Below are 20,842 nucleotides of genomic sequence, written 5' to 3' on the forward strand. Positions count from 1 at the left end.
TTTAAAAAAGAAAATAATCAGAGATAAATGATGAAAGACGAAAAATTTCTGAATGACTTAATTCAAAAAATACAGCAAGGTCACCAGTTCAAATATTTATATTTCTGGGGACATACTCCTAAGAAAGCTAATCTTATTGATAAAAGCTGTTTTAGCCAGTGGTTTCCTGCGCAATTTAATGTAGAAGGTATTGAATACTTTACTGCTGAGCACTATATGATGGCACAAAAAGCAAAATTATTTAATGATAAAGAAATTTTTGCACAGATTTTGCAGGTTAAACATCCGAATGAAGCGAAGCAATTAGGCCGTAAAGTACGTAATTATAATGAACAGATATGGCAAGAAAAACGTTTTGACATAGTGGTGCAGGCGAATTTTGCTAAATTCTCACAGCATCCGGAGTTAAAAAAATTCTTATTAGCAACAAAAGACCGTATTTTGGTTGAAGCATCTCCAGTCGATAAAATTTGGGGTGTTGGTATGGCGCAAGACCATCCACACATTCAAGATCCATCTCTATGGCAAGGACTAAATTTGTTGGGTTTTGCTTTAATACATGTTCGAGAGTTACTTTTAACTGAGTAGGTTAGTACGAGACGAATTAATGCTTCACTCTAAAAAGTAGTGACATGAGGGAAGTGAATTGAAACCATTAAATGACACAGATATTCGTATAGCATCATTTAAGGATGCATTGTCTATTGCAGAAGTACATGTACAGAGTTGGAAAGAAACCTATACAGGTATGATTAAGCGAGAAATACTGGATGAGCTTAACGTACTAGATAAACAACAGCTATGGAAAGAGATAAGCAGAAGTCCTGATCATAAGTTATTTATCTATACTGAAAATGGAGTAGTGAAAGGCTTTCTCGATGGTTATTTAAATCCAGAAAATAATATTGCTGAAATTCGTGCTTTTTATTTATTAGGAGAAATTCAAAGAAAAGGAGTAGGGCGTGCGTTATTCCAAAAGTTCTATCAATGCGCTTTAAATCAAGGTTATGCTTTTATTCGTTTAGGAGTTTTTAATAAAAATCCAAGTCGCTTCTTCTATGAAAAAATGGGAGCCAAATTAACTGGTGAAGCCGAACTACCAGAGTTCGGCCTTGGAATAATAGAACTATTTTATGAATGGCAACTTTAATCTTGATTAAAGACCAAAATAATAGGCTAAAGCACAAATAATTATTGTCAGAACAATAAGCTTGATTACCCCTGTTCCTCCAGCTTTGTGATGAGGTACTTTTAAATGAGCTGCGGACTCATTCGTTGCATCAAAAGGAGAAGGTTTCTCAATAGGTTTTAATTGAGCTGTTTGATAGTGATTTGCTGCTTTCACAATAAGTTTTGCAAATAGGTCGTCAGTTTTGTGGGTAAAGTTTCTTAAGTTAATAATTTGTTCTTGGTCTAAGTCTTCCCCTAAAGGATCATTTGCGGTGCGTTTTTTCTGCTCTAAATAATCTGATAAGGCCTGAGTGCGGTAGAGGAGTTGATGTGCACAATCTGCTGGGTAGCTTTCAGGAATAAGAGCAAGAGTTGGTTGATGCTCTACCGAAATTTGATGTGTTGACCCATCAAAATATTTTTTCTGAAATTCTGGTTCTTCAAAACCTGCTGCATACTTACTTCGAAATAACTCAGTTTCCATAAAGTTTGCGATTTCATCCCATTGAGGTGCTTTTAAGTCAGCTTCAACTTTCTTAGATAATTTTTCATTCAATTCAAAACGCCAGAAAGTCTCTAAGCGTAAATCGCTGCGTTGAGTCAGAGGCGGCTCAAACTCGTTATCGCTGCTGTACCATTCGGCAAGCTCATGTCCAAAGATCCATGCGATTTTCTTATTGTTTTGATGACTTACAATAAAATGAGCATAAGGTAAAAGTTCGACATTACTATTCGGGTTTTGCTCTTCATTTAAAATAGTAGATAGGTGAAGAGAGATTTGAGTCGTCCCTTGTTTTTTGAGTGCTTCTAACCAAACTTGGAAATGTTGAGCAAGTAAATGTTGTGAAATTAAGTCACGAAATTGAAAACTATGCTGGTCAAAAATATGATGTTGTCGCCATTGGCTAAAACTTAAATTTTGACGTAGGTATTCGTTACCATAGGTCACAAGTGTAAGTTGTTGTTTCCAAATCTGATTAAGCGCCATAATAATTGATCTCATTGACGATGCTATTATTTTATACGTTTTATCTTTTTGTTGCCTAATACATTTTTCATGATGGATAAACTTCATCAATACGGTGAAAAACTGTTAGAATGCAGTGTTTTATTATATTTTTAAATTTGTTGCTTTGAGAGTTACTATGTCACTGGAAGCCCTGACCACAGAAGCGCTTGCTGCCATTGCAGCAGCTCAAGACCTTGTTGCACTTGATCAGGTGCGTGTGCAATTTACAGGGAAAAAAAGCCAGCTTGCAGAACAATCGAAAGCATTAGGGAAAATGGACCCTGAAGAACGTAAAGTACAAGGTGCTGCGATTCATGCTGTTCGAGAAACAATTAATAACGCTTTAACTGAACGTCAAACAGCATTACAACAAGCTGCACTGGCGCAAAAATTAGCAAGTGAAACCATTGATATTACTTTGCCAGGCCGTGGACAGCGCGTTGGTACAGTTCATCCTGTTACTCAAGTGCAAGAACGAATTTGCCAGTTCTTTACTAAAGCTGGCTTTACGGTTGCTACAGGACCAGAAGTTGAAGATGACTATCATAACTTCGAAGCATTAAATATTCCTGGGCACCATCCTGCACGTGCTATGCATGATACATTCTATTTCGATGCAAACCATTTGTTGCGTACGCATACTTCTGGTGTGCAAATTCGTACTATGGAAACAAGCCAGCCGCCAATTCGTATTGTATGTCCGGGCCGTGTATACCGCTGCGACTCAGATCAAACGCATTCGCCAATGTTCCATCAAATTGAAGGTTTGTACGTTGCTGAGAACACCAGCTTTGCTGAATTAAAAGGTTTATTGATTAACCTACTGAATGAATTTTTTGAGAAAGATTTAAAAGTACGTTTCCGTCCATCATATTTCCCATTCACAGAGCCTAGTGCGGAAGTGGATATCATGGATGAGCGTGGACGTTGGTTAGAAGTATTAGGCTGTGGCATGGTACATCCAAATGTATTGCGTGCTGCGGGGATTGATCCTGATAAATACAAAGGCTTTGCTTTTGGTTTAGGGGTAGAACGTTTTGCAATGTTGCGTTATGGCATTAATGACTTGCGTATGTTCTATCAAAATGATGTGCGTTTCTTACGCCAATTTGCCTAACATTTTTTCAGGATTAAATAAGGTTTTATAAAGATGAAGATTAGCGAAAATTGGTTACGCACATGGGTTAACCCAGCAATTGATAGCGATACATTATCTGATCAGTTGACTATGCTTGGTCTTGAAGTAGATGAGCTGGCACCTGTTGCTAAGCCATTTACTGGCGTTGTAGTTGGTGAAGTTCTAACAGTTGAACAGCACCCTGATGCAGACCGTCTGCGTGTAACAACAGTGAATATTGATTCAGGTGAGCCTTTACAAATTGTATGTGGTGCTCCTAACGTTCGTGCTGGAATGAAAGCACCTGTGGCAACTATTGGTGCAATATTACCGGGTGATTTTAAAATCAAAAAAGGTAAGCTTCGTGGTGTTGAGTCACAAGGCATGCTGTGCGGTGCCTCTGAAATTGACCTTGAAGATAAAATCGATGGTTTACTTGAGTTACCTGATGATGCTCCAGTAGGGGTAAACATTCGTGAATACTTAAAACTTGATGATAATGTCATCGATATTAGTATTACACCAAACCGTGGTGACTGCTTTAGTATTCGTGGTATCGCACGTGAAGTTGCAGTGATTAACCAACTGCAAATGAATGAGCCTGAAATCAAATCAGTTGATGCGACAATTACTGATGAGAAAAAAGTAGTCATCAACACGAATGGTGCTCCACGCTACTTAGGACGTGTCATTAAAAATGTAAATATTAAAGCTTCGACCCCAGAGTGGATGGAACAAGCTTTAGCACGTTCAGGAATTCGTACTCATAGTATTTTAGTTGATGTAACGAACTATGTCCTCATGGAATTGGGTCAGCCAATGCATGCTTTCGATTTAGCTAAAATCGAAGGAAATGTACACGTTCGCCAAGCTAAGCCACAAGAAAAGTTACAGCTTTTGAATGATCAAGAAGTTGAGTTGCAAGAAGATGTGATGGTTATTGCTGATGACCAGAAAGCACTAGCAATCGCTGGCATCATGGGTGGTCTAGCATCAAGCGTAACTGATGATACGACTGATATCTTCTTGGAAAGCGCATTTTTTGCTCCGCTTGCGATTGCTGGACGTGCTCGTCGCTTTGGTTTACATACAGATTCTTCACAACGTTATGAACGCGGTGTAGATTTTGAATTGCCGTTAATTGCGATGAACCGTGCTTCTCAGCTTATTCAAGAGTTGGCGGGTGGTGAGTTCGGTCCAATTACTGTAGCTGAAAAATCTGATTTACTTCCGAAACGTGAAGCGATTGAACTTAAGCAAGCTCAAGTAGACCAGTTGTTGGGTTACAAAGTAGCGGCAGAGTTCATTACAGATGCATTAACTCGATTAGGTTGTGAAGTCACTGTTCAAGCGAATGGTGAATGGAGCGTAGTTCCACCATCACATCGCTACGATATGGCAATTTATCAAGATTTGATTGAAGAAGTTGCACGTATTGATGGTTATGACAATATTCAGATCAGCTTACCAAGTATGGATGTTCAACTTGCTAAGTACCAAGATCGTTTTGAAATCGCGCAGTTACGTCAAACGGTAGTCACTTTAGGGTATCAAGAAGCGATTAGCTTTAGCTTTGCTGATGCAAAACTTGAAAAGCAATTGAACCCGCAAGTAAGTCCGTTAATGTTGGCAAATCCAATCTCTAGTGATTTGGCCGCAATGCGCAGCACATTGCTTTCGAGTTTAATCCCTTGTGTACAATATAATTTAAACCGTCAGCAAAGCCGTGTACGTTTCTTTGAACTAGGTTTGCGTTTTGATTATCAAAATGCTAATTCTATTCAGGATCTGAAGCAAATTCCTACATTGGCTTTAGTTGCCGTAGGTTCTCGTGAACCTGAATCATGGCATGCTAAGCCACAGCCAATGGATTTCTTCGATTTTAAAGGTGAAGTAGAAGAGATTTTAGCTGCTGGACGTGTCAAAGTTGAGTATGTCCGTTCAGAGCGTCCATGGTTGCATCCAGGGCAATCTGCTGAAATCTTAGTTGATGGCCAATCAATTGGTTATCTAGGCCGCTTGCATCCATCTTTAGAAAACGAACTAGATTTGAGCACAACTTGGGTTGCCGAGCTTGATCAGGCTGCTGTTTTGCAATCTTATGTATCTAATTTTACAGAATTATCACGTTTTCCTTCGGTTAGACGTGATATTGCGCTTTTAATCTCTGATAATATAAATGTTAGAGATATTCAGCAGTTAATCGAAAAAACTGGTGGAGAGCTTTTAGACTCTACTTGGTTATTCGATGTGTATACGGGGCAGGGTGTCGAAGAAGGTAAACGCTCATTAGCGTTTGCGTTATTATGGCAACATCCTTCACGTACGCTTGAAGATGCTGAAATTAAATCTGGTATGGACAATATAATCCAAGTGTTGGAAAACACTTATCAAGCGACATTGAGGGCCTCATGACAGCATTAACTAAAGCAGACATGGCTGATCATTTAAGTGAGTTAACCAGCTTAAATCGCCGTGAAGCAAAACAAATGGTCGAGTTGTTCTTTGACGAAATTAGCCAAGCGCTTATTGCGGGTGAGCAGGTTAAGCTTTCTGGTTTCGGTAATTTCGAGCTTAGAGATAAACGCGAGCGTCCAGGACGTAATCCGAAAACTGGCGAAGAAATTCCGATTTCTGCACGCCGTGTAGTTACCTTCAGAGCGGGTCAGAAATTTAGACAACGCGTTGGAAATGAGCAGATCGATTGATCTGCTTTTTTATTTATGACTTTAAATAAATCTAGAATAAATTTTTCTTAATATTAGAAAAGTATACTTAGCCATTAATACATCTGATCTATTTGATGTGTAAACATAAAATTTAGCCATAAAAAAAGAGGACAAAATGTCCTCTTTTTTCGCTAATCTAGAATATAGATTAGTGTGCAGCAGAAGCGTCAGCAGCAGCAGTAGCTTCAGAAGCAGCAGCAGTAGCTTCAGAAGCAGCAGCAGCAGTTTCAGAAGCAGCAGCGTCAACAGCTACAGCAGCTTCAGAAGCAGCAGCAGTAGCTTCAGAAGCAGCAGCTACAGCTTCAGAAGCAGCAGAAGCAGCAGGAGCTTCTTCTTTCTTAGTACAACCAACGAAAGCTAAAGTAGCAGCAACAGCAGCAGCAACAGCGAATTTTTTGAATAACATGGCATCACTCTCACAAAAAAGATTTGAGATTAAAAAAACCTAAGTTGGACTGTTTTGCTTTTATTATTCCTAAAACGTAGCTAGGTAACAACGCATGGAGCAGTCTAACTGGTCTGCCGCTATGCTATCACTGCAAATGTTGAAATACTACTGTTGGCTGTCAAAAAAGATCGGGAAAAGAGTGAAAAAAGTCTGTTTTTTAACAGAAAAAAACAATTAATCAGCTGAGATATATTGGAAAAGGTATAAGTAAGCTACTAAAAAACATGGCTTTTTTATACTAAAAATATTTGTTTTCAAAAGCTTATAAATAATTTTACATAGAAATCAGCAAAATGTATTTTTGTGTAAAGCTTGTCAACCAAATAAAAAAGCCACTCAATAGAGCGGCCTTTTTAGAATAAATAATATGATTATGTTGAAGCTTTACGTTTCATCTGATCAAAGAAATCATCATTTGTTTTGGTTTCTTTCATACGATCAAGTAAGAACTCCATAGCTGCCAACTCATCCATAGGGTGAAGAAGTTTGCGGAGAATCCAAACTTTACGTAATTTATCTTCATCCATTAAACGTTCTTCACGACGTGTGCCAGATTTCTTAATATTCATGGCAGGGAAGACGCGTTTTTCAGCTATACGGCGATCAAGTGTAATTTCTTGGTTACCTGTACCTTTAAACTCTTCGTAAATGACATCATCCATTTTACTGCCAGTCTCAATAAGAGCAGTAGAGATGATTGTTAAAGAACCGCCTTCTTCGATATTACGAGCAGCACCGAAGAAACGTTTTGGACGTTCTAAAGCATGTGCATCCACACCACCAGTTAATACTTTACCTGATGAAGGAATTACTGTGTTGTATGCACGGGCTAAACGTGTAATGGAGTCAAGTAAAATCACAACGTCTTTTTTATGCTCAACAAGACGTTTTGCTTTTTCAATGACCATTTCTGCAACTTGTACGTGACGTGCTGGTGCTTCATCAAATGTTGAAGCAACGACTTCACCGCGTACGGTACGCTCCATCTCAGTTACTTCTTCTGGGCGCTCATCAATTAATAAAACAATAAGGAAAACTTCCGGATTGTTTCTCACAATAGATTGAGCAATGTTTTGAAGTAACATTGTTTTACCCGCTTTTGGCGGAGCGACAATAATAGAACGTTGACCTTTACCGATTGGTGCAACTAAATCGACTACACGCGCGGTCAAGTCTTCTGTTGTACCATTACCAAGTTCCATAACCAGTTGTTCGGTCGGGAAAAGTGGAGTTAAGTTTTCAAATAAAATTTTGTTACGTGAATTTTCTGGTGTGTCATAGTTAATTTGATTAACTTTGAGCAAAGCAAAATAACGCTCACCTTCTTTTGGTGGACGAATGGTACCTGTGATGGTGTCACCTGTACGCAAGTTAAAGCGTCGGATTTGTGAAGGGCTCACATAAATATCATCCGGACCAGCTAAATACGAACCTGCGGCAGAGCGCAAAAAACCAAAACCATCAGAGAGAATTTCAAGAACGCCGTCACCAAAAATTTCTTCGCCATTCATCGCATGGCGTTTCAAGATGGCAAAGATAATATCTTGCTTTCGGTTACGAGCCATACCTTCAAGGCCCATAAATTCAGCAATTTTAATTAGTTCGCCGATTGGTTTTTTCTTGAGTTCAGTTAAGTTCATAAGGGTCAGAATTAGGAAAGAGTAGAGTGTGGTTTAAAAAGAAGAAAAATCGCTCGCATACAAAAAAGAGTATCGCAATTGTATTTACACAATAACAATTCAGAAGTCTGATTAACTGTTTCGAAGAGAAATGTGAAAAAACAATTTCTGTTGCCGAGCGGCGATCTTTATGTTTGTGTCTTGTAAGAAGCCGGACAGAAGACGATTCCCTTCAGTGCCTCTTGAGCATGCAATATAAGTGAGATCAGCTAATTTGTCAATTTATAGCCGAAAAAAATACGCTATAAAGGTATAGCGTATTTTCATCCGTAACGTTACGTCTTAAACGTTTTCGTCAATGAAGCTAACGAGTTTAGAACGAGGCACAGCGCCGATTTGCTGAGCTACTACTTCACCATTTTTGAAAAGTAATAGAGCAGGAATATTACGGATATTGTATTTCACTGCCGTCTCTTCACAAGAAGTCACGTCAACTTTAACGATTTTTACTTTACCCGCATATTCACTTGATAAATCTTCAAGAACAGGTGCAATTGCTTTACAAGGTGCACACCAACCTGCCCAAAAGTCAACAAGTACAGGTGTTTCAGCATCTAGAACATCTGCTTGGAAGTTATCATCAGTTGTATTTACAATAGTCGCAGACATGGTACGGCTCCAATTTTTAGAAAAAAGTGCTATCACTATAGGAGGAGATAATCTCTATCAGTATTACATAGCTACTTAGTTCAATGTAAGGGTTTGATGCTATTATTCAAGGCTTAAGTAAATTTGTCTAATGGATGCTCACGATATTCATCATCGGCTTGTACAATCGTTTAACAAATAGAAAAATATCAAAGGCTATTAATTGTTGATGAAAATGGCTTTTCAATTGCATTCTTGTGAATTACTCTAGGCGTGAATTGTTATGGGTTTAGTTCAATAATGTCTGACTTTCTGATTGATGAAGAATTACTTGCTGCCATAGATATGGGGTCGAACAGTTTTCACCTTGCCATTGCACGGGTAGATCACGGTGAAGTTAAAAAAGTGGCTTCAATGTCAGAAAAAGTACAGCTTGCGGCTGGTCTTGATGAAAATAAAAATTTAACAGAAGCAGCACAACAACGTGGATTAGCATGTTTAGCTCGTTTTGTGGGACGTTTAAGTTCTGTTCAACCCAATCGTTTAAGAATTGTGGCAACCAATGCTTTACGTCAGGCCAAAAATGGCCATGAGTTTATTCAAAAAGCAGCAGAAATTTTGCCTAAACCTATTGAAATTATTGCTGGGCGAGAAGAAGCACGTCTGATTTATCTTGGCGTATCGCATACCATGGCAAATGGTGGTCGACGTTTAGTTGTAGATATTGGTGGTGGTTCTACTGAGTTCATTATTGGTGAAGAGTTTGAACCTATTTACACTGAGTCATTGCAAATGGGATGCGTGGCTTATACAAAAGCTTACTTTGCCGATGGCGAAATCACACAAAAAGCCTTTGATAAAGCAGTTGTTGCTGCCCGTAAAGAACTTTCAGCTATTGCAACAACGTATAAAATGGAAGGTTGGGATACTGTAGTTGGTTCTAGTGGAACGATTAAAGCTTGCCGCCAAATTATGGTAAATATGGGCTTGAGTGATGAACAAGAAAACGTCACTCGAGAAGGCTTATATAAACTCAAAGATAAATTACTTAAGTTTAAAAATATTTCTGAAATTGATTTTGAAGGGTTAAGAGAAGACCGACGAGCAGTTTTGCCAGCCGGATTGGCAATTTTGTACGCAGTTTTCGAAGTTTTAGAAATTGATCGTTTGGCATATTCTGATGGTGCATTACGTGAAGGAGTCATGTATGACCTATTAGGTCGTTTTAAACATGAAGATATTCGTGATCGTAGTGTACAGGCTTTGATGGGGCGTTATAACGCAGATCCAAAACAAGCAGAACGGGTTGTAAATACAGCACAGCAATTATTTGATGGTGTTGCGGAATCTCTTAATTTAACCAGTGAAGACAGTGACTTACTGCGTCGAGCTGCCTATTTGCACGAAATTGGTTTGGCGATTAGTCATGGTGGGTATCACCGTCATGGTGCTTATTTATTGCAGCATTCTGATATTCCGGGCTTCTCACAAATTGATCAAAATCACCTTTCACATTTGGTCGCTCACCACCGTCGTAAATTGCGAAATGATGTAAAAAATGAAATTTTGAAGGCTGGTGGTAATAAATTACTTTATGTATGTTTATTACTTCGCCTAGCAGTTTTACTCAACCATAGTCGAAGTGATCAGATGCTTCCTGCCATTGAACTGACCATCATAAATGATCAACAATGGCAACTTAGTGTTTCTGGTGATGCCAAACAATGGCCATTGTTAGTTGCCGACTTGCATGATGAGCAAGAGCAGTTTAAGCATTGGGACATTGAATTGAATATTCAGTCGGAAAAATTTATCGATTAAAGGGATAATATTCGACCTATGAAAAAAGCTACTCAGTCCAAAGCGTGGACAACGGTTCAAATTGCACGTCATCCTGATCGTCCGCAGTTTCTAGATTATGTCGGTGAAATCTTTACAGAGTTTGATGCCTTGCATGGTGATCGTTTGTTTGGTGACGATGGTGCGATGGTAGGTGGTCTTGCTCGTTTTGATGGTCAGCCTGTGATGGTTATTGGCCAACACCGTGGTCGTAGTACCCGTGAAAAATTAAAGCACAACTTCGGTATGGCTAACCCAGAAGGTTACCGTAAATCTCAACGCCTATTAGATATGGCAGAGCGCTTTAACCTTCCGGTCTTCACATTTATTGATACTATGGGTGCTTACCCAGGTGTTGGTGCTGAAGAGCGTGGACAAGCTGAAGCAATTGCAACTAGCCTTGCTCAACTTTCAAGTTTGAAAGTTCCTGTTGTCGCAACAGTACTTGGTGAAGGCGGTTCTGGTGGTGCTTTAGGTATTGGTGTTGCTGACCGAGTAATTATGTTGTCGCATAGTATCTATTCTGTGATTTCACCAGAAGGCTGTGCATCTATTTTGTGGAAAACTGCTGAAAAAGCGGCTCAAGCAAGCGAAGCTTTAGGTTTGACAGCAGATAAATTACAATCTCTAGGTATTGTTGAATATGTAGTAGATGAAGGCGAAGGGGCTCATTTAGACCCTAAGCAAGTCATGCAAAACCTAAAAGTAGTTTTGAAGCAAGCTTTGGATGAGTTGCTACCAATGGATGCAAATGAACGATGCGAAGCACGTTATCAACGTTTAATGAAGTTTGGCAGCGAAAATTTAGGCATCGCGTCTTAAAACAGGCTCAAGAGTTTTCAGAAAATAGTACTTTTCTTATTGGATGTAGTGGCGGCATGGATTCAATGCTGCTACTACATTTGATGTCTCAAATTTTCCCTCATAAGATCCGAATAATTTACATAGATCATCAACTGCAATCAAAAAGTGCAGAGTGGGGCGAACTCGTTGCTAAACAAGCGACTCATTTAAATATTCCTTATACCATTCAAAAAGTTCAAGTTACTGACGGTAATTTGGAAGCTCAAGCACGTCAGGCACGTTATCAAGCTTATCTACAACATTTACAAGCCAACGAAATTTTAGTGCTTGCTCATCACCAGCAAGATCAAGCTGAAACAGTAATATTACGTTTATTGTCGGGGGCGGGTGTTGATGGGCTTGCTGCTATGCAGTGTATTGATCATCGTGTTGATATGACAATTTGGCGCCCTTTTTTGGATTTAACCCGTGAGCAGATTGCCGAGTGGACTACTCAAGTTGAAATTGAGTATATAGATGATCCTACAAATTACGATATCCATTATGATCGGGCGTGGTCGCGTGAAGAACTTTGGCCCTTCTTACAAAACCGTTTTCCAAAAATGCAGCAAGCACTTAGTCGTACTAGCTATTTGATGCAAGATGCTTCTGAAATTTTAGAGGAAGTTTTAAAAGTTGATTTGCAAAATTGTGGTACGGACGAATGTTTGGACTTAAATCAGCTATTAAAACTATCTTCTGCCCGTCAGCGTCAATTGCTTTCGGTTTGGATGAAAGGTGATGGGCAATATCGACCTGCATTTGAAATGGTTGAGCGTTTAAAAAATGAAGTAATTGATTCAAAATCTGATGCACAAGCGGCATTACACTGGAACCAGTTTTATTATGTTCGTTATCAACATCATCTTTATAGGTTGAGTAAGCAAGTTTTTCTTGTTGAAAAATTAAATCCAGTTGAAACCGAGATGGAGCATTATTTTCAACTAGGGGAAATAGTGGAATGCGCTTCAGGACAATTTCAAATTACTCAAAAAAATATGGGTTTGTCTGCATCTTTATTAAATAAAAAATTAAAAATTATTCGACGCCAAGGTGGTGAAAAGGTCCATTTATATGGTCGTGTTGGGCAATGGCCATTAAAAAAAGCAATTCAAGAAGCACATATTTTGCCTTGGCTTCGTCATACAATTCAAATATTAGTCATAGATAATGTTATGCTTGGGGTTTTTACACCGAAAGGATTTTGGTTGGCTCAGTCTCCGTATTGTGAGCAAGGAGGATGGCAACCAGATTTAATTTCTTATTCTTGTAATCTGGTAAATGGCGAAGATGGTTATGACAAGTGCAGTAAATAGTAATATCTGTTTTATTGGTGGTGGTAATATGGCCCAAGCTTTGATTGGTGGGCTCATTTCAAGAGGTTTACCGCCAACACGTATTACCGTTTCAGATCCTGTTGAGCAAATACGTCAATTATTGCAAGAAAAAGAAGTCCATGTGACACAAGATAATGTAGCTGCAATTAAAAATGCTGATGTCGTTGTACTGGCAGTAAAACCACAAGTTTTGGCGACTGTTTTACGTCCTTTAAAAGGACTGTTATCAGATAAATTGGTTATTTCAATTATTGCTGGTGCTGAAATCCAAACGATATCAAACTTAATTGATAGCAATCGAATTGTTCGAGTTATGCCAAATACGCCAGCTCTAGTTCAGACGGGTGCACATGGTATCTATGCAAATGATGTAGTAGGTACTTCGGATCGTGAATTAACAAGTCAGATTTTAGCAGCCACAGGCTTAACAATTTGGGTAAACTCCGAAGCTCAAATTGATGCGGTAACAGCGGTTTCTGGCTCAGGTCCTGCATATTTCTTCTATCTCATGGAAAGTATGATCCGTGCGGGTAAAAATTTAGGACTTGATGAAAAAGTTGCAACTGCGTTGACTCTTCAAACGGCATTAGGTGCAGCTCAAATGGCAATTACGAGTTCAAATACTCCTTCTGAACTTCGTAAGAATGTGACATCGCCAAATGGCACAACTCAAGCTGCACTTGAAGTTTTTGACCGTGCACAAATCTCCCAAAATATTCAATCTGCATTGGCTGCTGCACAGAAGCGTAGTCAAGAATTGGCTCAAGAATTGAGTGACAGTGCGAAATAGCTTAAATAGGATAAGACAACTATGGGTGCAAATTCTGCGCTAATTTTTGGAATTTTAATTAATGTCGCGATTTTATTGGTCTTTTTCCGTTTTTTAATGCAATTGGCGGCAGTAAGTCCCTATAATCCTGTGGTTTTATCGACCGTAAAGGCGACTAAAATTGTTGATATTTTTGGCCGAATTTTTCCGACGGTCGCAAAAGGCCGATTTAATTTGGCTGCGTTGGTTCTTTTAATTATTTTATATTTGCTGAAAATTTTTGGCGTGATGTATCTTTCTGGTTCTATGCCAAATAGTCCGGTTCACTTAGTGATTCTGACATTTGTGACTATGATTCAGGACCTAATTCGTTTCTGCCGTTATTTAATTTTCGCGACAATTATTTTGAGTTGGGTGGTTATGTTCACTCAATCGCGTTCACCTTATATTGAAGTGATTCAAGATTTAGCTGAACCATTACTCGCACCATTCCGTCGTTTATTGCCTAATATGGGAATGATTGATTTATCTCCAATTTTGGCCTTTTTAGCGCTTTATATTGCCGAGATCTTAATGAATGAAGTTGCAAAAGTTCTTTTAACAGGACTTTAAGTTAACGCAATAAAAAAGGGCTGTTAATACAGCCCTTTTTTTATTTCTACTAATTAATGGGCATCATCCCAGTTTTGGCCTTGCCCAACTTCAACGACTAAAGGCACAGAAATTTTTACTACAGATTCCATGACAGTCGCGATTTGCTTAGAGAGTTCTTCGGCAATGTTTTGATCTGCTTCAAACACTAATTCATCGTGTACTTGAAGTAGTAACTTGGCTTGATCTTTTGGCAAGATTTTATCGACTTCAATCATTGCAAGTTTAATGATATCAGCGGCACTACCTTGTAACGGTGCATTAATTGCAGCACGTTCGGCAGCCTTACGTACCATTACATTTCGTGCATCAATATCTGGTGTATAAAGACGACGACCTAAAATAGTTTCAACAAAACCTTGCTCTGATGCTACTTGGCGGGTACGTTGCATGTATTCGTAAATGCCAGGATAGCGCTGGAAGTATTGTTTGATATAGTTCTGTGACTCTTGACGTGTAAAGCCTAATTGACGAATTAAACCAAACTCAGACATACCATACAGTAGTCCAAAGTTAACTGCTTTCGCTTGACGGCGTTGATCATTGGTCACATCTTCGATATCAATGCCTAATACTTCTGCAGCAGTACGACGGTGAACGTCTTGTCCATGCTGGAATGCGTGTACTAATGCTTCATCTTGAGAGAAATGAGCCATTAAACGAAGTTCAATTTGTGAGTAATCGGCTGCTAGTAAAACTCGTCCTTCTGGTGCAATGAATGCCTTACGAATTTGACGCCCAATTTGTCTACGAATTGGAATATTTTGTAAGTTAGGATCAGAAGAGGAGAGACGGCCTGTCGCTGTCAGTGCTTGGTGATAGCTCGTATGTACGCGATGCGTGTCGTTATGAGATTGCTCAACTAGACGATCAGTATAGGTACTTTTTAGCTTTGCTAAACCGCGATGCTCTAAAATAATTTCCGCTAAAGGATGTTCAATTTTTTCTAAAACACTTTCACTGGTGCTGTATTGTCCAGTTGCAGTTTTTTTACCGCCTTTAATTCCTAATTTATCAAATAGGATTTCACCTACTTGTTTAGGAGATGCAATATTAAAAGTTTCATCTGCAATTTCCATCGCCTGATTTTCAAGCCCTTCCATTGTTTTTGCAAATTCAACGCTTAATTTATCTAAGAAAGCATGATCTAGACGAATACCATCTTCTTCCATACCCGATAAAATACGGGCAACTGGCATTTCGATGTTATATAAAATATTTTCTAATTCAGGATGTGCTTTAAGTTTATTTGAAAGTACTTCATATAAACGATAGGTCACATGTGCATCTTCTGCTGCATAATGAGCTGCAACTTCAATCTCAATTTGATTAAAAGTCTTCTGTTTTGCACCTTTGCCAGCAATTTGCTCAAAAGTAGTGGTCAAATGGCTTAGGTAAACACGAGCAACATCATCCATGCCATGACGAGTAGCTGCTGCATTCAGTACATAAGATGCCAGCATGCTATCGAAATACCAACCTTTAAGTTCAATGCCGTGATTAGCAAAAATGTGCGCATCATATTTAAGATGATGACCGATTTTTTTAATTGCTTCATTTTCAAGTACAGGCTTGATTTGCGCTAAAACTTGTTCACGGTCCAGTTGTTGTGGTGCATTTTCGTAATTATGTGCTAAAGGAACATAGTAGGCATCTTTCGCATCAAATGCGATTGAAAAACCAACCATCTCGGCAATACGGTAATCAAGACTTGTGGTCTCTGTATCAATAGCAAAATGATCGGCATTCTGCATGCGTTGCCAGAGCTGATCCCATGCTTCTTGTGTTAAAACAGTATGATAGTTTGCAGTTCCAAGCTGGTCATCTTGACTAGTCAAGCTTGCTTGATCTTCTGTTTCAATCGTTTGAACAGGTTTAACTTCATTTTGGACAATAGTTTGTGAAGCTTGCTGCTTATAGCTTGAGCTATTTGGATTGTTTGGATGATCGAGAGACTGTAACTGATTTCTAAACTCAAGCTCCGTATAGAGAGTGCGTAAGGCATCTACATTTGGATCAGTAAGTTTTAATTCATGCCAGTCGAGTTCTAAAGGAAGATCACAGACAATGCTTGCCAACTGGTGATCAAGCTTAATATTGTCTAAATTATCTTTAATATTTTGGCTCAGTTTGCCTTTAAGTTGGTCTACATTGGCAATGATATTATCCAATGTCCCATATTCGGTCAGTAATTTGGCAGCCGTCTTTGCGCCTACGCCAGGTACACCCATAATGCCGTCAGATGCATCACCCATAAGGGTTAAGTAATCGATAATTTGATTTGGCCAAACCCCAAATTTTTCAAATACACCGTCAGTGTCTAATACTCGATCTTTAAAGCTATCTTCAAGTTTTACATAGTCATTAACCAGCTGGGCCATGTCTTTATCTCCGGTTGAGATAAGGACATGATGACCTTCTTTTACGGCGCGTTTAGCGAGAGTCCCGATAATGTCATCGGCTTCTGCACCCGGAAGACTATATAAAGGAATCCCTTGAGCCTTAATCAATGCATGTAAATATGGAATCTGTTGAGACAATTCTTCCGGCATAGTCGGGCGGTCACCTTTATAAATAGGTGAAAGCTTATGACGGAAAGTTGGCTCAGGCGTATCAAAAATGACAGCCATATGTGTCGGTTGCATACGACGCATCAATTTTTGAATGGCAGAAATTGCTCCACGTATTGCATTGGTATGTAACCCTGTAGAGGTCGTCAATGGTGGTAATGCATGATATGCACGAAATAAAAAATAGGACCCATCAACCAAGACAAATGGTGGCATTGAACAATTCCTTAAACTGAATTATGGGTATTTTACGTGAAAACGGCTATGAATGCAGGTTTATGATTTTTGCAGTATTTTGTATGTATAAATATACGCATGTATTGGCTTGAAGTAAGATGGCCTGTAATGAAGGTGTCATATTGCTAAGCCCATGTATAAAAAAGACAAACAGGGAATGATCATTGTTTTGATCGCTTTGACTTTGTTTTTAGCCATTTCAATTGGTTTTAAATTTCAGAGTGCCGTTGTTGCTTTATCTATTGCGCTCACTGTCATACTGGTTCAGTCATTATCAAGTCTGCATCAACGTTTAACTCATTTAGAACAACAGTTTTCTCACAAGACAACGCCACTTTATTCTATTCATATGCAAAGAACGGTAATTTATACCGCCGCTTTGGTTGCATTAGTTGCTTATATCAATCATTGGATGTGGATTGCTGGTGGGGCATTACTGGTTTTACTGTTATGTTTGATTCAAACCATCAGTGCATTTCATACTCGTTTATTGTTCCTCGAGACAGCCAAGCAAACAGTAAATGTAAATGAATCTATACATACAGAAGTGATAACGCCTGTTTTAGAGCAAGTTGATCCAAACAATATTACCGAGCCAGCTTTACCTGAAACAACAGCGTTAAATCAAGAAGAACAAATAGTTCGTACACAGACCACCGCATGGTGGCAACCAGCAGTCGATTGGATGATTCATGGTAATCCAATTTTAAGGGTTGCTGTTGCTGTGCTTATGGTTGGGGTAGTGCTCTTACTGCGTTTTGCAAGTGAGCACTGGCAGTTGAGCTTAGGTGTAAAACTTGGTTTTATTGCGATTGCAGGAGGTGTATTAACAACATTTGGATATACCTTGCAAAAGAAAAACCAGCTATTTGCTGTAGCATTGCAAGGTGTAGGGTTAGCTGTTGTCTTTCTAACGCTTGTGTTCTCACATCATTTTGGTGTAATCACCAGCCTAACTACAGCCAGTATTCTATTTACGATTTTATTAGCAATTACAGTATTCTTGAGTTTAAAACAACAAGCTATTTATTTGGCAATACTCGCACTGGGTATGGCGTATGCGGCTCCTTTAGTTATTCCGCAATATCGTCCTGATGTGGTTTTTTTATTTAGTTACTATCTTGTTATTAATCTTGCAGTCGCTGCGGTTAATTTTATTCAGCCTTGGAAAATCCTAAATCAGATCGCTTTCTTTGCCACAATGTTTATTGGCGGTAGTGCAATCGCATTTTATGCAGAGCCAGCAAAATTTGACACATTAGACTGGATTTTATGGCTCCATATAGCGCTATTTATTTGGTTAAGTGTTCGTTATAGCCAAAATATCTCACGGGTTTCAGAACATGAAAAACAAGAGGGGATCCGTTTACCGCCGCTCTTAGATGTTGGTCTTATTTTTAGTGTTCCTGTATTAGGCTTTACGCTTCATGCTTATTTAGTTCATGAGTCGACCCAAGCTTTAACAATTGGTGCTGTTGTTTTAGCAGGCACTTATGCGGTGTTAACGTTCTGGATTAAAAAAACTCATCCCCAGCTTTCAGTCCTTGCAAAAAGTTTTTTCATTCTCGCGGTTGCTTTTTTTGCCTTAATTTTTCCACTCGCAAAAGGGGCGCACTGGACTGCTATTGGCTGGGTTGCACAAGGAACGGCTTTAATCGTTTGGGGAGTAACTGAACGCTACCGTTTAAGCCGATATATTGGTGTGATTTTAGTTTTACTCAGCTCACTTGCACTGTTTTATCAGGTTTGGGCAAATGAAGAGTTTCCAACGCTAAGCACTAGCATTTATGCAATTGCCCAATTCATTTCGGCCTTTTATTTATTGCAATACAACAGCAAAGAACAACGCTATTTTAGCGCAAGCATGTTTAGCGGTATTTTCTTATGTTTAGGCATGTATGCGGGCGCCGTAGCAGGTGTAGAAATAATGGCATGGCATCATCACGCTTTAAGTCCGTATTTGATCTTCGCCGTAGCCCTAATCGCAATATTTAGTGCGATTGTTCACTATAAACTTCGTGTGCAATGGCAAAGTTTGCAGTTAATTTTAATTAGCCTGTTACTGTTATTAGTTTTGGGTGAGGCTTTTATGAGTCAGGTCTTCACTTTGTTTAAATGGGTAGACTCATTACAACAAACTACTTTCCTAGTCTCTACCATTATTCTTAGTGGCTTATTTATTATGGCTCAACCGCAGTCAAGTCATTTGGGTTACGTCAAGGTATGGGCGGGTTTAAGCTGGTTAGCGTTAGCGATAGTTGGCATGGCTATTTTCCCAAAAATGCCAATAGTCGCTTTGGCTTTTGTTCCTGTAGTTTATTCGCTTTGGGCTTATAAAACTCATAAAACGACACTATTGCATCAAATTCCGGTGTGGTGTTTAAGCCTCATTTGGTTGCTTGTAGTGAGTGTTGATGTTCATTCTGCTGAATATCTTTACTTTGTTCCTTTAATTAACTTAACTGACTTCTTTTCAATTTTTGTATTTGCTGGCTTACTCTTTATTATTTATCAGCATGCTTTTGATCAAGATAAATCGCTGGAATGGACTTTTAAAATTACAACAATTTTAGTGGGCTTGCTGGTATTTAGTAGTGTAGTCGTCAGAGGTTTGCACTATTACTGGGCAACACCGCTATGGAGTGCTTCAATTTGGACAAATGGTGTAGTACAGCTAAGTTTGACGTTACTTTGGGTTATATTGGCATTTATTTTGACTACATACTCTAGTCGAAAAATGATTCGTCAACTCTGGTTCGTCGGTGCTGCACTTTTAGGGATTGTTGTATTAAAACTAATTTTGCTTGATCTATCACAAAGCGCGACATTAACTCGGGTCATTTCTTTTATTGGAGCAGGTGGGGTAATGTTGATTATTGCTTATCTTGCGCCATTACCACCGTCATCCTCTGTACAGAAGAATCAAGAGCCTAAGCTTTAGGCTCTCGTTTTAACTCTTTTTGATTACTGTATTGATCGATATCATCTTCTGCAAAAGCAGTAGTTGGTCGATCAATTAAGCCCATTTTCGGAACAGGAATTTCAATTTGGTTATCTAAAAAACCATTTCGGATACGTTCTTGCATTTCATCTCGAACTTTTAAAGAGTTTTCTTGACGACACCACATTGCAAATAAAAGCTCAATCGATGACTCCCTAAAAGCAGTAACTGTAACAGCAGGTTTTGGATCATCTAACACGAGTGGATAATTCGCTGCGACGTTAAGTAGAACCTCACGAACTTTAATAATGTCTTCATGAAAGTTAATTGCCAAAGTAATTGGAATACGCCGTATTGGATATTTTGATAAGTTGTGTACAGGAGCACGAATGAGTTGTTCGTTTGGTAAACGAATATAGACGTTGTCGAGTGTAAGTAACTTTACCGAAAGCAAATCAATTGAGATAACTTCGCCTTCGATTGTATTCCCGCGAATAAGTGTAATTTGAATCGTATCACCGACTTCAAATGAACCTTCACCAATCAAAAATAAACCACTAATCAAGTTACTGGCAGATGTTTGTGATGCGAAACCGAGTGCTACTGTTAAGATCCCCGCTGCCCCCAGAAATACACTAAGTTTGAACCCTGCTTCTTTTAAACTCGTCATAATGAAGAGTAAGAAAATAAAATAGAAAATACCGCGGCGCCATACCAGACGCTGGTGAGCATTAAAACGTGAGCCAACGGTTCTAATAAATGTATTTGAAATAATACGGGCAAGGACAAAACCAATAAAACAAAGCACAACACCGACTAAAATTTCACTAATTCGTTCGGTATTGATATTGGTAAATATGCTTTTGAGGCTATCAGCGATATCTTTTGGAATACTTGAATCGGCCATAAAACCCC

The 20,842-nt window shown here is 38.9% G+C and carries 18 protein-coding genes; 12 read left to right on the forward strand and 6 right to left on the reverse strand.

From position 1 onward, the window contains the following. The first annotated feature begins 30 nt into the window (after positions 1-30). Together MKL62_RS06255 and MKL62_RS06260 are read left to right on the forward strand one after the other, a co-directional pair. Positions 31-588, forward strand: coding sequence for a riboflavin biosynthesis intermediates N-glycosidase (locus MKL62_RS06255; RefSeq protein WP_000650943.1), 558 nt, complete (start codon positions 31-33; stop codon positions 586-588). 58 nt (positions 589-646) lie between these two features. After that, complete coding sequence (locus tag MKL62_RS06260) at positions 647-1,150, forward strand: GNAT family N-acetyltransferase (protein WP_030423644.1); 504 nt, start codon at positions 647-649, stop codon at positions 1,148-1,150. A gap of 6 nt (positions 1,151-1,156) precedes the next feature. Here the strand turns inward: MKL62_RS06260 and MKL62_RS06265 are convergent, their stop codons facing one another. After that, positions 1,157-2,158: a hypothetical protein gene (locus MKL62_RS06265; RefSeq protein WP_001207252.1), complete on the reverse strand. Its 1,002-nt coding sequence runs from the start codon at positions 2,156-2,158 to the stop codon at positions 1,157-1,159. Between the two features lie 157 nt (positions 2,159-2,315). Between MKL62_RS06265 and pheS the strand changes: the two genes are divergently transcribed. From pheS to MKL62_RS06280, 3 genes are read left to right on the forward strand one after another with little or no spacing between them, the layout of a single operon-like run. After that, positions 2,316-3,296 (forward strand): phenylalanine--tRNA ligase subunit alpha, encoded by a 981-nt coding sequence (gene pheS, locus MKL62_RS06270; RefSeq protein ID WP_000050953.1) that lies wholly within the window; start codon positions 2,316-2,318, stop codon positions 3,294-3,296. A 33-nt stretch (positions 3,297-3,329) separates the two neighbouring features. Continuing rightward, positions 3,330-5,711, forward strand: a complete 2,382-nt coding sequence (pheT, locus tag MKL62_RS06275; RefSeq protein ID WP_005129643.1) for a phenylalanine--tRNA ligase subunit beta — start codon at positions 3,330-3,332, stop codon at positions 5,709-5,711. Continuing rightward, positions 5,708-6,004 carry an integration host factor subunit alpha gene (locus MKL62_RS06280; protein ID WP_000126166.1) on the forward strand — a complete coding sequence of 99 codons (297 nt, stop codon included), beginning with the start codon at positions 5,708-5,710 and terminating at the stop codon, positions 6,002-6,004. Before pheT ends, MKL62_RS06280 begins: the two co-directional genes overlap by 4 nt. A 169-nt stretch (positions 6,005-6,173) precedes the next feature. On the opposite strand, the gene MKL62_RS06285 is transcribed toward MKL62_RS06280, so the two are convergent. Continuing rightward, positions 6,174-6,431 carry a hypothetical protein gene (locus tag MKL62_RS06285; RefSeq protein ID WP_000897691.1) on the reverse strand — a complete coding sequence of 86 codons (258 nt, stop codon included), beginning with the start codon at positions 6,429-6,431 and terminating at the stop codon, positions 6,174-6,176. A 94-nt stretch (positions 6,432-6,525) separates the two neighbouring features. On the opposite strand from MKL62_RS06285, the gene MKL62_RS06290 reads away from it, so the two are divergent. After that, entirely contained in the window at positions 6,526-6,651 is a 126-nt protein-coding gene (locus tag MKL62_RS06290; RefSeq protein WP_085940555.1) for a hypothetical protein, read from the forward strand. Between the two features lie 193 nt (positions 6,652-6,844). On the opposite strand, the gene rho is transcribed toward MKL62_RS06290, so the two are convergent. Together rho and trxA are read right to left on the reverse strand one after the other, a co-directional pair. After that, positions 6,845-8,113, reverse strand: a complete 1,269-nt coding sequence (rho, locus tag MKL62_RS06295; RefSeq protein ID WP_001054522.1) for a transcription termination factor Rho — start codon at positions 8,111-8,113, stop codon at positions 6,845-6,847. A 321-nt stretch (positions 8,114-8,434) separates the two neighbouring features. After that, entirely contained in the window at positions 8,435-8,761 is a 327-nt protein-coding gene (gene trxA / locus MKL62_RS06300) for a thioredoxin (RefSeq protein WP_001276875.1), read from the reverse strand. A gap of 279 nt (positions 8,762-9,040) precedes the next feature. On the opposite strand from trxA, the gene ppx reads away from it, so the two are divergent. The 5 genes from ppx to MKL62_RS06325 are packed head-to-tail and all read left to right on the forward strand — an operon-like array spanning position 9,041 to position 14,140. Beyond that, positions 9,041-10,561, forward strand: coding sequence for an exopolyphosphatase (ppx, locus tag MKL62_RS06305; protein WP_005129639.1), 1,521 nt, complete (start codon positions 9,041-9,043; stop codon positions 10,559-10,561). Positions 10,562-10,579: 18 nt separating this feature from the next. Continuing rightward, a complete protein-coding gene (locus MKL62_RS06310) occupies positions 10,580-11,401 on the forward strand; it encodes an acetyl-CoA carboxylase carboxyltransferase subunit alpha (RefSeq protein WP_005129637.1) in 822 nt (273 codons plus the stop codon). Next, complete coding sequence (gene tilS / locus MKL62_RS06315; RefSeq protein WP_079270569.1) at positions 11,338-12,738, forward strand: tRNA lysidine(34) synthetase TilS; 1,401 nt, start codon at positions 11,338-11,340, stop codon at positions 12,736-12,738. Before MKL62_RS06310 ends, tilS begins: the two co-directional genes overlap by 64 nt. After that, entirely contained in the window at positions 12,713-13,549 is an 837-nt protein-coding gene (proC, locus tag MKL62_RS06320) for a pyrroline-5-carboxylate reductase (RefSeq protein ID WP_005804294.1), read from the forward strand. The genes tilS and proC overlap by 26 nt, the downstream gene beginning before the upstream one ends. A 21-nt stretch (positions 13,550-13,570) precedes the next feature. After that, entirely contained in the window at positions 13,571-14,140 is a 570-nt protein-coding gene (locus MKL62_RS06325) for a YggT family protein (RefSeq protein ID WP_000501183.1), read from the forward strand. Positions 14,141-14,193: 53 nt separating this feature from the next. Here MKL62_RS06325 and polA read toward each other — a convergent pair whose 3' ends face one another. Continuing rightward, positions 14,194-16,965 (reverse strand): DNA polymerase I, encoded by a 2,772-nt coding sequence (gene polA, locus MKL62_RS06330; protein ID WP_005129635.1) that lies wholly within the window; start codon positions 16,963-16,965, stop codon positions 14,194-14,196. A 154-nt stretch (positions 16,966-17,119) separates the two neighbouring features. On the opposite strand from polA, the gene MKL62_RS06335 reads away from it, so the two are divergent. Continuing rightward, positions 17,120-19,927 (forward strand): DUF2339 domain-containing protein, encoded by a 2,808-nt coding sequence (locus MKL62_RS06335; protein ID WP_005129634.1) that lies wholly within the window; start codon positions 17,120-17,122, stop codon positions 19,925-19,927. On the opposite strand, the gene MKL62_RS06340 is transcribed toward MKL62_RS06335, so the two are convergent. Continuing rightward, positions 19,917-20,834, reverse strand: a complete 918-nt coding sequence (locus MKL62_RS06340) for a mechanosensitive ion channel family protein (RefSeq protein WP_000785638.1) — start codon at positions 20,832-20,834, stop codon at positions 19,917-19,919. The two genes, MKL62_RS06335 and MKL62_RS06340, sit on opposite strands and share 11 nt — an antisense overlap. Positions 20,835-20,842: the final 8 nt, after the last annotated feature.

Origin of the sequence: Acinetobacter sp. AOR01_HL, from assembly GCF_027855455.1 — a bacterium.
GTDB lineage: Bacteria > Pseudomonadota > Gammaproteobacteria > Pseudomonadales > Moraxellaceae > Acinetobacter > Acinetobacter baumannii.

Excerpts from the sequence above, each read along its gene's own strand:
- MKL62_RS06255 (WP_000650943.1), top strand. The coding sequence starts at position 31 with ATGAAAGACGAAAAATTTCTGAATGACTTAATTCAAAAAATACAGCAA.
- MKL62_RS06265 (WP_001207252.1), bottom strand. The coding sequence starts at position 2,158 with ATGGCGCTTAATCAGATTTGGAAACAACAACTTACACTTGTGACCTAT.
- pheS (WP_000050953.1), top strand. The coding sequence starts at position 2,316 with ATGTCACTGGAAGCCCTGACCACAGAAGCGCTTGCTGCCATTGCAGCA.
- pheT (WP_005129643.1), top strand. The coding sequence starts at position 3,330 with ATGAAGATTAGCGAAAATTGGTTACGCACATGGGTTAACCCAGCAATT.
- MKL62_RS06280 (WP_000126166.1), top strand. The coding sequence starts at position 5,708 with ATGACAGCATTAACTAAAGCAGACATGGCTGATCATTTAAGTGAGTTA.
- MKL62_RS06285 (WP_000897691.1), bottom strand. The coding sequence starts at position 6,431 with ATGTTATTCAAAAAATTCGCTGTTGCTGCTGCTGTTGCTGCTACTTTA.
- MKL62_RS06290 (WP_085940555.1), top strand. The coding sequence starts at position 6,526 with ATGGAGCAGTCTAACTGGTCTGCCGCTATGCTATCACTGCAAATGTTG.
- rho (WP_001054522.1), bottom strand. The coding sequence starts at position 8,113 with ATGAACTTAACTGAACTCAAGAAAAAACCAATCGGCGAACTAATTAAA.
- trxA (WP_001276875.1), bottom strand. The coding sequence starts at position 8,761 with ATGTCTGCGACTATTGTAAATACAACTGATGATAACTTCCAAGCAGAT.
- ppx (WP_005129639.1), top strand. The coding sequence starts at position 9,041 with ATGTCTGACTTTCTGATTGATGAAGAATTACTTGCTGCCATAGATATG.
- MKL62_RS06310 (WP_005129637.1), top strand. The coding sequence starts at position 10,580 with ATGAAAAAAGCTACTCAGTCCAAAGCGTGGACAACGGTTCAAATTGCA.
- tilS (WP_079270569.1), top strand. The coding sequence starts at position 11,338 with ATGCGAAGCACGTTATCAACGTTTAATGAAGTTTGGCAGCGAAAATTT.
- proC (WP_005804294.1), top strand. The coding sequence starts at position 12,713 with ATGGTTATGACAAGTGCAGTAAATAGTAATATCTGTTTTATTGGTGGT.
- MKL62_RS06325 (WP_000501183.1), top strand. The coding sequence starts at position 13,571 with ATGGGTGCAAATTCTGCGCTAATTTTTGGAATTTTAATTAATGTCGCG.
- polA (WP_005129635.1), bottom strand. The coding sequence starts at position 16,965 with ATGCCACCATTTGTCTTGGTTGATGGGTCCTATTTTTTATTTCGTGCA.
- MKL62_RS06335 (WP_005129634.1), top strand. The coding sequence starts at position 17,120 with ATGTATAAAAAAGACAAACAGGGAATGATCATTGTTTTGATCGCTTTG.
- MKL62_RS06340 (WP_000785638.1), bottom strand. The coding sequence starts at position 20,834 with ATGGCCGATTCAAGTATTCCAAAAGATATCGCTGATAGCCTCAAAAGC.